Here is an 11,508-nt window from a genome sequence, read left to right as displayed (position 1 = left end):
GCCCCCGCTTCGCATCAGCCGATGACACCACCCCGTCGGAACAACACCCGCAACTCTGCCGGTACCGACGGTTCGACCAGATCCGTCATGCACAGAGCAGTAAACAATCACGTCATAAGAAACGGGGGCGTCTCATATTCAATGTCGAAGTACCCATCCGGGACTTCGCGATCAGTCTCGCTCCCGGGCTCTTCCCCGGCGTGCAGGGCACCCGCTTCACCAGCTCTTCGTAGCCGGTCATTTTATCCAACGGTCGCCCTCCGGCCAGTACTGCCAGAGGGCGACCTCGACCGTCGTATCGGTCAGCATTCCCTGGTCACCGCCGTTGACGTGGTCGGTCCGTACGACTCTTCGCCTGGCCGACGACGCGCGCTCGTGAAGGCGCGGGCAGATCTCCGGCGACGGCTATCTGTTCGGCGTCGGCGGGCAGGTTGGCCATGCGGCGCAGCCGCCAGACGAGTACGTCGCTGACGGAGTCGGCGGTGTGAAGCTCCCAGCGCCTGGTCACTTCGGCGAGCAGCTCGGAAGGCTCTTGTTCGGCGGCTTCGGCGTCGGCGAGGGTGGCGGCCAGGGCGGGCCAGCCGGGTTCGGCGAGGATCTGCTCGGCCAGCTCCGGCACCGCGGTGCGAAGATGCACGGCCTGTCGCTGTAGCCGGGGCTGGGTGAGGTGTTGGCCTCGCTGGTGGAGGAGGGCCATCGGGTGTCGGGCGGCGGCCCGGTAGGCGTTGCGCAGGTGTTCGGCGCTCTGGCGGGCGGCGGCGGCCTGCTGGGTGTGGTTCTTGCGGGCGTGCCAGTGGACGGCGGCGGTGATCAGGTAGAACGCCATGTCGATCACCATGGCCGTGGTCGCCCCGTCCTCCCCGCCCCCGAGGGCCGGCCCGCTGCGGACCAGGTCGCGGGCGGCCCGGCGCAACGCCCGGTCATGCCCATGCGCTGCTTGGGTGTGGGAGCGGGTGGCGCGCTCGAACACGAAGGCCGCCCGGCGAAGTTCACTTCTGGTGGCAGTGTCGGAGGTGGCGGCGAGCGCGTCCAGGACTTCCCCCGCCCCGGTGATGCGGACGGCTACCTGCTCGTCGGTGCCGTGGTCGATGACCAGCAGCGCCTGCCACATCGCCCAGCTCGCCCGCCGCCTCGCGCCCCCCGGCCCCGGCCACCGACGACCTGCGGACGCGTCGGCCGGTGCGTCACCCGGCGCTTCCGGACCGCCGGTGGTCCACCGTTTGCGGATCTTGGGGAGGGAGAGGTCGGGGGCGAGGGTGGAACCGGCGTAGAAGACGGGTTCACTGTCGTGATTGCGGTCGTCGGGCAGGGCGACTTTGTAGCCGAGGAGGTCGCCGGAGGGCGCGACACGTTGGTGAACCAGGAGACCGGCGGCGGTGAGACGTTCGAAGAACTCGGTCTCGTTCAGGGTGCCGGCTGCTGCGTGGCGCACGGTTTCGCGTAGTTCCTCGCGTGGGGTCTGGGGGCGGTTCTCGCGTTCGGCTTTGTGGCGCTCCGCGCTGGTGGGGCGTTTCGCGGCGGTGCCGTCGCCGGGGTTGAGCTGCCGCAGGCCGTATTCGGCTTCGAGGCGGCGTGCTTCGGCCTGGGCGCGGGCGGCGTCGTTGTTCAGCCGTGGTCTGCGGCCGTCTTCGCGTACGAGGGTGGCGACGATGTGGATGTGGTCGTCCGCGTGGCGTACGGCGGCCCACCGGCAGGCGGTGTCGTCTCCGGTGGGGGCGATGCCGGTGGCGGCGACCATACGCCGGGCGATGTCCGCCCACTGCTCGTCGGTGAGCACCGGGTCCTCGGGAGCCGCGCGTACGGACAGGTGCCACACGTGCTGGTCGGGGCGACGCGAGGGCGACAGGGCGTCGACGGGCTGGTCCAGGAGCCGGGCGAGGTCGCCGTGGGTGGCGTCCGGGTGGCGACCGGGGTCGGGGGCGAAGGCGTCCCAGGCCGCGACGAGGTGGGGGTCGGTGTGTTCCTCGCACCTGCCGGGCTCGTACAGGTAGAAGATCAGGCCGACCGTGCGGCTGCCCCGCTTCTGAACACGGGGAATCATCCGGGCCGGTTCTCGCCGGTGAGGTACTGCTGGGTGAAGGCGTCGACCCGCCGCGCGGCGCGTTCGACGGCGTCGAGAACAGCCGTGGCATGGGGTGCGTCGGCGCCGGAGTTGGCGGCCTTGGCGACCTGGTTGAGGTTGTTGCCGATCTGCCCGAGACGCCGGCGCAGCGCGAACAGCTCGCTCACCACTTCGCGTTCACCGGCCACCTCGGCGGCGGTCCGGTCGAGATCACGGGCGGCGTTGAGGCCGGCGCGGGCGAGGAACGCGGCGATGCTCATACCGCAGGCGGCAGCGCCTCGGGCCAGACGCTGGTACTCCGTGTCGTTCATGCGGCAGCTCGGCTGGTGCATGCGCTTCTCGTTGTCACGCAGACGCTCACGCTGCTTCACACGCGGCTTCAACGGAGCGGCGCAAGCGTGCTCACACGACGAACGACGGCACTCATGCTGCTCCTCCTGCTGTTCCGGATGGAGGCCGCCCTCGGCCCCATCCGGACCGGCCGGCGCCCCCTGGCGCCGACCGGCTCCCGCCACCTCCGGGGCGGGAGACGCGTGAGCATTGCTGCCATCGGCAGCAATGCTCACGCGATAACTTGCTCCGCCTGAGGTCGAGTTGGTGTCTTCCCTCCCGGGCTCGTGGGCGGGGGCGTGCTGCGGTTCTGTCATCGAGTTCGGTTTCCTTCTCGTGGGTGGTTGTCGGATGTCAGGTGGTGGTTTCGGTGCGCAGTTCTTGCAGGACGACGCCCAGGCGGTCGTTCCGGCCGCCCGTGAGGCCCTCGTGGCGGAGGATTTCCCGCAGCTGAACCCGGGTGACGGTCTCGTTGCCGTCGCGTTCCAGCACCGCCGGGACGTGGGGCCGAACCCTGGCGACGAGTTGGTCCATCGACAGGGCCGGTCCCTTCGGCGCACCCTTCGTCTGCCTCGTTCGGGACCGGTTCCGCTTGCCCTTCGCCCTCTGGTTCCGTCGCACGGGGACCGTGCGAGCTCGCTCTCGGTCCCCGTGATCCTCGGTCTCCGTCTCGGTCCCCACGCGTGTGGTTCTGCGGTCCCGGTCCCCGTGACGCGCGGTCCCCGTGACGGCGAGAAGCTGGCCCCGGTCCCCACGGCGGACGGTCCCCACGCCGGTGCTCTGGCGGTCCCGGCCCCCGCGATGCATCACGGCAGGCTGCTCAGGAGTCGCCTGACCAGCGGTTTCGACGCAGTCCTCGTCGCTGACGACGGCGTCGGTCCCCGCAGAGTCCTCGGCCTTCTCGTCGGTCCCCAGTTCGCTTTGCTCGGTCCCCACGTCGGTCCCGGCGTCGTGCTTTTCGCTTTCGGGGACCGGTCCCCTTTCGGTCCCCGATGCCCGGTCCCCGAAGGATTCGGTTTCAGCGCGGGGACCGTCGCCGGGGACCGAGGTGTTCCGGTCTCCCGGTGAGGGGGCCGTGTCTGATACCGCATCAGCGCGCTTGTTGTGCACGACGGTCCAGGGGGAGGGGAGGGCAACCGTGGCAAGGGCAAGTGCGTGCCTGCGGGCGGCGAGCTGGTCGAGCAGCTGCGCGCGCTGCGCTGGGTCGGTGCCGACTGCGGCGCGTCCCACGGCTTTGGACAGGCGGCGTGTGAGTCTCCGCCCGCGCCACCCTTGCCTCTGAGCGGGTGTGCGTTCGGCGAGGCGGGTGGCGAGGGTGACGGCGCGGGCGGTGGCGCGTTCGCGGGTGATCTGCGCGGCGTCACGGTCGCGGGCGGCGATGCCCAGGCGGGACAGAAGCCGCTCGCGCACCTCGCGTCTGAGCGTGGCCAGGAGACTCTTCGAAGCGGCGTCCGGCTTGTGGAGGCGCAGTTCGATGCCCATGGCGAGGTGCCAGAGCATGGCGGCCATGACGGGTCCGACGAAGGCCCGTACCGTGCCGCCGACCATCCCGGACTCGGCGTACGCCGGGATGATCTGCACCCCGGTGATGACCCAGACCAGGCTGCCAGGAAGCCCCGGTGCGCCCTGGCTGTTGAGGTTCTGGCGGGCCATCAGCGCGGTGGCGAACAGGGCCAGTTCCGCGGCGCCGAACATCGCGGCCCGCTCCATGGTGCCGGCCATGTCGAGGTAGTCGGCGGCGAACCGCCAGCTCGTGTCGGCGCTGTAGGCGGTGCAGCCGACCGCCGCGACCGCGGCGACCTTCACCGCAGGACTGCCCGGCTGGTGCGGGCTGCGTGCGGTGCGCCGCCGTCTCGACCACCCCGCCACGGCGAGGGCCAACCCGCCGGTCAACGCGACCCCGACCGCGAGAAGAGTGAGCAGGTCGGTGATCGAACCTGAGGGCAGGAGGTTGCTCATGCGGCCTTTCTGAGAAGGGCGTTCGCGGTGTCGGCCGACATCTGGCGGGTCGCTGGCTCGTCCGTATCGGGGCCGTTGGGCGCGGGTCGGCTGCTCGTCGAGCTTGTCCTTGGACGCTCGGAGGTCGTTGCGGGCTGCTGTGCGTGCTGCGCGGCGGCGGATTCGAGGCGGGACGGGTGGGGAGTAGTCCGTGGTGCGTTGCCTCTGGCGCCGCCGTCCGGGCCCACGCGCCTGCTGCGGCAGGGCTGTCCCTCGGCGGCGTGGCACCACTCGCAGCGGACGCCGAGGGCATCCGGTCGGCCCTGTGCGATGGCTGCCTCGCGGGCCGCGCGGGTGGGCCGGTAGGTGGCCAGCTGCGTGCGGACGGCCGGGGGTATGCACGAGCCGATCTCCCGCAGCCGCGCCTCCAGCGCCCGGTCGATCCCGTCACGCCCGCTGGTGATGGCCCTGTGCTGGGCGGGCTCTGCGCTGCCGGTGGCCACGGCCCTTCGTGTGCGGGCGAGTTCGGCGGTCCAGGCGGCCTGGTCGTCCGGATCGGCGGTCGGGGTGGGGTCGGTGTGCCGCTGGAGGCGGTCGCGGCGGTTGGCGTTCCACCGGCGGGCGATGTCGGCGGGGAGGATCGGGTAGGGCGAGTTGAGGATGTGTTCCCGTGCGACGAGGCGGGTGTCCCATCCGTGGGCGGTGTCCAGGGGCACGTCGCCGAGCAGGTGGTGCCACTGGGCTATCTGGTCGCGGGCTTCGCCGGTGTCGGTGCGGATGAGGCGCGGGTCGAGCCGGCCGAGGTAGGCCAGCAGAGCGCCGACTTCGTTGGGGGTCACCGGGGTGCTACTCCGTTCCGTTCGGCTCGTCGAGCGCGGCGCGCAGGGCGGCGATGTGGGCCTCGGTGCGGGTCAATCCTCCGGCGGGAGAGGGGTGTTGGCCGGGGAGGGCGTAGAGGCTGGGGCGGCTGGGGGTGGGGCTGTGCTCCCGGGTGATCCAGGACCGCCAGTCCGCCGCCCACGCTCCTGCCGTGCGGGGCTGGAATGCGGCACGGTGGGCACGCCACTTCGCGTCGGCGGCGGCGAGACCGTGTTCGCCGAGGCGGTCGAGGTGGCCCTGCTGCCGGGCCCAGGCGTGGGTGTCCGGGTCGGCCTGCCACTCGTCGGCCGAGGTGACCGGGGCAGCACCACTGCTGCTGTACCTACTTCGGTTCACCTTCGGTTCACTACGGTTCTGGGGGTCAGTTTCTGACCCTTCCGGGGGTCGGGATCCGACCCGTCGAGGGGTCGGATTCTGACGTGAGGGGTCAGATTCCGACTCGGTCGGATTCTGACGGCGGGGGTCGGATTCCGCCCCGCCCTTGGGCCAGATTCCGTGCTTCCGCAGCCGCTTCCCGTCCACCTCAGGCACCGGATCGGACGCGGCCGGCTCGACGTACGCGTCGAGGTCGTCCGTCGTGGCCGCGGCGACCTCGGCGAGCCACGCGGCGGTGCGCGGCAGCCGGTACACCGTGCTGCGCTGCGGGCCGACGAAGGCGTCCAGCGTCTGCAGCTCGCCGCTCGCCGCGAGGGTGGTCAGGGCGCTGCGTACGGCGTTGCGGCTCGCGTTCGTCCGCTGCATGAGGGAGGCGATCGAGGCCCAGGCGACGCACTGCCCGTCCGGCACCCGGTCGGCGATCGACAGCAGGACAAGGCGCGCGGTTCCCCGGCTGGAGCTGTGCTCCCACACCCACTCACGGGCGTCCTTGCTCATCGGCCGCCCCGGCGGCCGTCTGCGGTGGGACCAGGCGGCTGGCTCGGGCTCGGGGCATCGGAGGCCGCTACGGCGGGCTGGGCCGTAAGATCGGGCATGGAGTTTCCTCACCCGGTGGCCGATGGGCTGGCACCCATGGCGCACCGTTGTGTTCGTCGCGGAAGGGCGAATCGGCAGGGGACTTGGCGGCTCCCGGCGCTTTGCGCGCCGGGAGCCGGCCTCATTTCCTGGCGGGCGAATCCAAGAAGCCACAGTGACGCCGCACAAGTCCAGCATTCACCGGAGAAAGCGCACAGCTGTCGGCGAACACCTGCTGCGGGGCCTTTCAATAACGGTAGACCCGAAACGCCGGTTGACGAAAAAGCCCGCGCACCGGCAAAGCCAGAAGCATCACATCGCGGAAACCTTGCACAGCCGCCGCGACCCGAGCTACAACACACAACCCCACGTCAGATCACGCCTCGACGCCTGCCGCCGACACCCGCACCTCGCCCCCGGGCACCCCGCTCAACTTCCCTGTGACGGTGAAACGGGGCGCAACATAGCCGCAGAACGCCGGTTCACCAAACCGGCGAACGCGAGGTACAAATTTGGCTATGGAAATCAGACCGCTCGCAATAGGGAAGCCAGGAATCCGGGGTGATCCCATCCTTGAATTCCTCCGCACCCGGCACGGCATCGACAAGTGTCAACTCGCCCACCGGGCAACCGCTTTGGGACGCCCGGTGACCAACACCGCCATGTGCCGCATCGAACGCACCCCACGACGCCCCGGTATCGACGACCTCGTCGTCATTGCGGGCGCGCTGCGCGTCTCGCCCTCCGCACTGCTGCGGGAGCCAACCGCCGCCTAGCCGGCCAGCTCCGCCTCTCCCCGCCCTTCCGCGATCAACACCCAAGGCGCCGCCCAGGGATGCCAGTCCCGCGCGCCGGAACAGGAACGTTCTTGCACCGCTCCGCCATGCCCTCGCGCGGACCCTCCGCCCGGACCGCTGTCTGGAAGGAGGTGAGCAACGAACCCGATCGCCTCCTTACCGTGGCCGAAGCCGCCGAACGGCTCGGTACCGGCGAGCGGTTCATACGCCGCCTGATCCACGAGCGCCGTATCCGCTACGTCAAGGTCGGCAAGTACGTCCGCATCGCCGAAAGTGTCCTTCGCGCCTACGTGGACGAGCGGACCATCGAGCCCGTCCGCAGCGCGCGGTCCCGTCACGGGAGAGTGGCTTGACCGCCCGCGCCCGTGGGGCTTCGCGTCGCCGCTTCGGCGCGATACGCAAGCTGCCGTCCGGCCGGTACCAGGCCCGTTACCCGGGCCCCGACGGCGTGTTGCGCCCAGCCCCCGACACGTACGAGACGAAGCGCGACGCCGAGGTCTTCCTCGCACAGATCCAGGCCGACCAGACGCGTGGCGACTGGATCGACCCGGCCGACGGCGAGGTGTTGTTCGCCGAATACGCCACCCGCTGGATCGACGAACGGGGCCTCGCGCCCACCTCGGACGAGCTGTACCGCCGGCTCCTGCGGCTGCACCTGGAGCCGACGTTCGGGGCTCTGTACGTCAACGCCATCAGCCCGGCCCGCGTCAGGTCCTGGCGCGCGGAGCGGCTGCGGGCCACGGGCAGGACCACGGTCGCCAAGTCGTACCGGCTGCTGAAAGCCGTCATGGAGACCGCGGTCGACGACGACATGATCCGCAAGAACCCGTGCCGTATCCGCGGTGCGGGACGCGAGGAGGCCGACGAACGGCCCGTCGCGACGGTGGCCCAGGTCTTCGCTGTCGCCGATGTCATCGGCCTGCGCTGGCGGCTGATGGTCCTCCTCGGCGCGTTCGCCTCGATGCGCCCTGAGGAACTCGCCGAACTCCGCCGAGGGGACATCGACCTCGAAGCGGGTTCTCTCTGGGTGCGCCGTGCCGCGCCCGAGCTGAACACCGGGCACCGCGTCATCGGCGACCCCAAGTCCCGGGCCGGCAAACGGGAGATCGTCCTGCCCGCCTTCCTGTACGACGATCTCCGCCGTCACCTGGAATGGTTCGCCGAGCCAGGAAGCGACGGGCTGGTGTTCGTCGGAGAGAAGGGCGCGGCCCTGCGCGGTACGACCTTCGGGCGCAAGTGGCGAAGAGCCCGGGATCAGGCGGGCCTGCCTGAAGGTTTCCGCTTCTACGATCTGCGGCACACTGGCAACACCCTCGCCGCCGACACGGGGGCCAAGCTGAAGGACCTCATGGTCCGCGCGGGCCAGTCCTCCGAGAAGGCGCAGCTCATCTACCAGCACTCCACCAAGGAGCACCAGCGCCGGCTCGCCGCCGACATCGACCACGACGTCCGCCGCCAGACAGAGCCGACCCAGCAGAGTGGCAGCGGCGCGACCATTCACCCTCTCGTGCCGCGCCCGCCGGGACCTGGCGCACAACCCGCTCGTCGCCGGTAGTCCGAAGGACTGCCTCCTCCTACCGCAGAGTGACGACGACAAGAGCAGTCGCCCCGCGGTGGATTCGCCCCCGCACAGCCCACCCAGATGAATCTCTTGTGATGCAGGTCACTCGAAGTGTGTCTCATTAAATGAGACGACGGAGTGTCAGGCGCCGCCTGAGGAGGTCCGACAGCAACGTCCGACCTGGTCGGAGGGGTCGTTATGGCACGCGAATGGCACGCGGCCGGAAAATGGTCTAGACAACAAAGGAGGCCCAAGTCACTGACTTGGGCCTTCGTCGTGGAGCGGGTGACGAGAATCGAACTCGCGCTCTGAGCTTGGGAAGCTCATGTTCTACCATTAAACTACACCCGCGTGGAGCTGCCATGATCTGCGGCGCTTCGCTGGACACTCTACCCCATTGTCGACTCTCGGTGCTCGATGGCGGCGTTGGTCGCGGGAGTTGGGGCGTAGCGTCCCTCGTCGGAGTGCCGCTTGGTTGGGCGTTCTGTTGATCCCCTAATGTGTGGGTTCGTCCGCGTTTTTGGGGAAGGGACCTGATGGACTTGATGGATCGCACCGTCGTCCGCTGTGCCGAAGGGCATGTGTTCAGTACTACGTCGTTCCCGATGCAGCAGCTTGACGCCGGGCGGCTTGGGCCCGGTCGGTTGATTCGGTGTCCGCGTTGTGCTCGGTTGCGGCACGCGGTGCCCGTGTCTGTGCCCGTGGTCGGATCCGCGGAGGGCGGGCGGCGCTAGCGCAGGTGGTCGGTGGGGCGCGCGGGGTTGCCCGAGTTGGGGTGGGCCCGCGCGTTCTGCGTATCCTCGGGGCGTGCTTCTCTCTGACAAGGACATCCGGGCCGAGATCGATTCCGGGCGCGTGCGTATCGACCCTTACGACGAATCGATGGTGCAGCCGTCGAGCATCGACGTACGGCTCGACCGGTTCTTCCGCGTGTTCGAGAACCACCGTTACCCCCACATCGACCCCGCCGTCGAGCAGACCGATCTGACGCGGAAGGTCGAGCCGGCCGGGGACGAGGCGTTCATCCTGCACCCCGGGGAGTTCGTGCTCGCGTCGTCGTACGAGGTCATCTCGCTGCCCGACGACATCGCCTCCCGCCTGGAGGGCAAGTCCAGTCTCGGGCGCCTGGGCCTTGTCACGCACTCCACCGCCGGGTTCATCGACCCCGGCTTCTCCGGGCACGTGACGCTTGAGCTGTCGAATCTCGCGACGCTGCCCATCAAGCTCTGGCCGGGGATGAAGATCGGGCAGCTGTGTCTGTTCCGGCTCAGCTCGCCGGCCGAGTTCCCGTACGGCTCGGAGCGTTACGGGTCCCGTTACCAGGGGCAGCGCGGGCCCACCGCCTCCCGGTCGTTCCTCAACTTCCACCGGACGCAGGTGTGACGCGCGTGGAGGGCCTGCCGGAGACCCGGACGACCTGGGAGACGCGGGAGAATCTCTCCTACGAGCGATTCGGGGTCGCCGTACGGGAGTTGGCGCAGGCGATCGCCGACGACGGGTACGAGCCCGACGTGGTGCTGAGCATCGCCCGCGGTGGGGTCTTCGTCGCCGGGGGGCTCGCCTACGCGCTCGACTGCAAGAACATCCACCTGGTGAATGTGGAGTTCTACACCGGAGTTGGTACGACCCTCGCGATGCCGGTCATGCTGGCGCCGGTGCCCAACGTGGTGGACTTCTCCAACAAGAAGGTCCTCATCGCCGACGACGTCGCCGACACCGGGCGCACCCTCAAGCTCGTCCATGAATTCTGTCTCGACACCGTCGCCGAGGTCCGCAGCGCGGTCATCTACGAGAAGTCGCAGTCGCTCGTGAAATGCGAGTACGTCTGGAAGCGCACCGACGAGTGGATCAACTTTCCCTGGAGCGTGGAACCCCCCGTCGTACGGGGAGGGTGAGGGCCGCCGCCGCCGTACGCGCGGCGGCGGGCCCCCGCCGTCTCAGATCGTGCCGAGGGCCCCGCCGTCTCAGATCGTGCCGAGCTTGATCAGCGACAGCAGCGCGATCAGCTGGATCGCCGACGCGCCCAGCGCCTTCGGCCACGGCAGGTCGTGCGACCTGCTGACCATCACCGTGAACAGCGCGCCCGCCGCGATCCAGGTGACCCAGCCGAGGATCTGCACCAGAGAGTTCTCGCCGCCCAGGAAGAGCGCGAAGACCAGGCGCGGTGCGTCCGTGATCGACATGATCAGCATCGAGAGGCCGACCGTCGGCTGCCAGGCGCCGTCGCCGCCGAGCTGGCGGGCCAGGGTGTGGGTCACCGCGCCCAGGATCAGGCCGCCGATCACGAAGGCCACGGCCGTCGTCAGGACGTACGGGATGGCCGTCGAGAGGGTGGCGTTGATCGCCTCCTCGCGGGCGCCGTCGAAGCCGAAGATCGCGAGCAGACCGTAGAGGAACGTCACGACCAGCGCCGGGCCCCAGACCGGGTAGTCCCGCATCTGCCAGAACGTCGCGTTCGGGCGCAGCACGATGCCGCTCAGCAGCTGCTTCCAGTGCAGGCGCGGGCCGGCCGGCGGCGCGGGCGCGGTGCCCGCGTGGTACGTCGAGCCGTCGCCGTAGCCGTCCTCGTCCACGCTGAACTGCTGCGTGTGACCAGGGTTGTTGGCGTACGGGTCGGGGGCGCCGCCTCCGCCGTGCTGCTGGTTGTACGGGTCGCCGAAGTACTCCGGCTCACCGTGCCCGCCGTGACCGCCGTTCCCGCCCGGTCCGGGGTAGCCGTAGCCGCCCTGCTGCGGGCCCGGGTGTCCGGCGCCCGGCTGCGGCCACTGCTGCTGCGGAGGACTCGGCTGTCTGCCGTACGGGGGTGCCGGCTGTCCGCCTCCGTACTGCGGAGGGGGCGCCGCCTGCCGTCCGTACGGCTGCTGCTGCGGGTCCTGCTGACGTGTGCGGTTGTCCCGGCCGCGTCCGATCCTGAATCCAGCCACGTCACCGAACGTACCCGCTTCGGGCGGGTGCGTGGTCCGAGGAGCCGGAACAGGCGGGCCTTTGCG

12 protein-coding genes and 1 tRNA gene are annotated in these 11,508 nt (G+C 70.0%); 6 read left to right on the top strand and 7 right to left on the bottom strand.

The genetic code is table 11. From position 1 onward, the window contains the following. Window positions 1-316: 316 nt before the first annotated feature. The 5 genes from ACFYNU_RS10270 to ACFYNU_RS10250 all read right to left on the bottom strand — a co-directional run bounded on the left by ACFYNU_RS10270 (window position 317) and on the right by ACFYNU_RS10250 (window position 6,082). Window positions 317-2,041, bottom strand: a complete 1,725-nt coding sequence (locus ACFYNU_RS10270) for a relaxase/mobilization nuclease domain-containing protein (RefSeq protein WP_356587515.1) — start codon at window positions 2,039-2,041, stop codon at window positions 317-319. Beyond that, window positions 2,038-2,433, bottom strand: a complete 396-nt coding sequence (locus ACFYNU_RS10265) for a plasmid mobilization protein (RefSeq protein WP_356587513.1) — start codon at window positions 2,431-2,433, stop codon at window positions 2,038-2,040. The genes ACFYNU_RS10270 and ACFYNU_RS10265 overlap by 4 nt, the downstream gene beginning before the upstream one ends. A 313-nt stretch (window positions 2,434-2,746) precedes the next feature. Then, complete coding sequence (locus ACFYNU_RS10260; RefSeq protein ID WP_356587511.1) at window positions 2,747-4,351, bottom strand: hypothetical protein; 1,605 nt, start codon at window positions 4,349-4,351, stop codon at window positions 2,747-2,749. Further along, window positions 4,348-5,169: a hypothetical protein gene (locus ACFYNU_RS10255; RefSeq protein WP_356587509.1), complete on the bottom strand. Its 822-nt coding sequence runs from the start codon at window positions 5,167-5,169 to the stop codon at window positions 4,348-4,350. The genes ACFYNU_RS10260 and ACFYNU_RS10255 overlap by 4 nt, the downstream gene beginning before the upstream one ends. Before the next feature lie 7 nt (window positions 5,170-5,176). Continuing rightward, window positions 5,177-6,082: a helix-turn-helix domain-containing protein gene (locus tag ACFYNU_RS10250; protein WP_356587507.1), complete on the bottom strand. Its 906-nt coding sequence runs from the start codon at window positions 6,080-6,082 to the stop codon at window positions 5,177-5,179. Between the two features lie 725 nt (window positions 6,083-6,807). On the opposite strand from ACFYNU_RS10250, the gene ACFYNU_RS10245 reads away from it, so the two are divergent. From ACFYNU_RS10245 to ACFYNU_RS10235, 3 genes are all read left to right on the top strand, one after another. Beyond that, window positions 6,808-6,936, top strand: coding sequence for a hypothetical protein (locus ACFYNU_RS10245; RefSeq protein WP_356587505.1), 129 nt, complete (start codon window positions 6,808-6,810; stop codon window positions 6,934-6,936). A gap of 107 nt (window positions 6,937-7,043) precedes the next feature. Continuing rightward, on the top strand, window positions 7,044-7,310 hold the full coding sequence (locus ACFYNU_RS10240; RefSeq protein WP_356587503.1) for a helix-turn-helix domain-containing protein: 267 nt from the start codon (window positions 7,044-7,046) through the stop codon (window positions 7,308-7,310). Next, window positions 7,307-8,512, top strand: a complete 1,206-nt coding sequence (locus ACFYNU_RS10235) for a site-specific integrase (protein ID WP_356587501.1) — start codon at window positions 7,307-7,309, stop codon at window positions 8,510-8,512. The genes ACFYNU_RS10240 and ACFYNU_RS10235 overlap by 4 nt, the downstream gene beginning before the upstream one ends. A gap of 283 nt (window positions 8,513-8,795) precedes the next feature. Here ACFYNU_RS10235 and ACFYNU_RS10230 read toward each other — a convergent pair. Further along, window positions 8,796-8,869 (bottom strand) — tRNA-Gly (locus tag ACFYNU_RS10230). Window positions 8,870-9,054: 185 nt separating this feature from the next. Between ACFYNU_RS10230 and ACFYNU_RS10225 the strand changes: the two genes are divergently transcribed. The 3 genes from ACFYNU_RS10225 (at window position 9,055) to ACFYNU_RS10215 (ending at window position 10,413) form a co-directional block, all read left to right on the top strand. Beyond that, window positions 9,055-9,252: a hypothetical protein gene (locus ACFYNU_RS10225; protein WP_356587499.1), complete on the top strand. Its 198-nt coding sequence runs from the start codon at window positions 9,055-9,057 to the stop codon at window positions 9,250-9,252. Window positions 9,253-9,325: 73 nt separating this feature from the next. Then, the gene (gene dcd / locus ACFYNU_RS10220; RefSeq protein ID WP_356587497.1) at window positions 9,326-9,901 is read left to right on the top strand and encodes a dCTP deaminase; all 576 of its coding nucleotides are present in this window, start codon (window positions 9,326-9,328) and stop codon (window positions 9,899-9,901) included. A gap of 5 nt (window positions 9,902-9,906) precedes the next feature. Continuing rightward, entirely contained in the window at window positions 9,907-10,413 is a 507-nt protein-coding gene (locus ACFYNU_RS10215) for a phosphoribosyltransferase (RefSeq protein ID WP_356587862.1), read from the top strand. Window positions 10,414-10,482: 69 nt separating this feature from the next. On the opposite strand, the gene ACFYNU_RS10210 is transcribed toward ACFYNU_RS10215, so the two are convergent. Continuing rightward, entirely contained in the window at window positions 10,483-11,442 is a 960-nt protein-coding gene (locus ACFYNU_RS10210; protein ID WP_356587495.1) for a Yip1 family protein, read from the bottom strand. Between the last annotated feature and the right edge of the window lie 66 nt (window positions 11,443-11,508).

The organism is Streptomyces sp. NPDC006643 (assembly GCF_042870175.1).
GTDB lineage: Bacteria > Actinomycetota > Actinomycetes > Streptomycetales > Streptomycetaceae > Streptomyces.
Note: the sequence above shows the minus strand (reverse complement) of the source record. Positions and strands in the feature narration are given on the sequence as shown.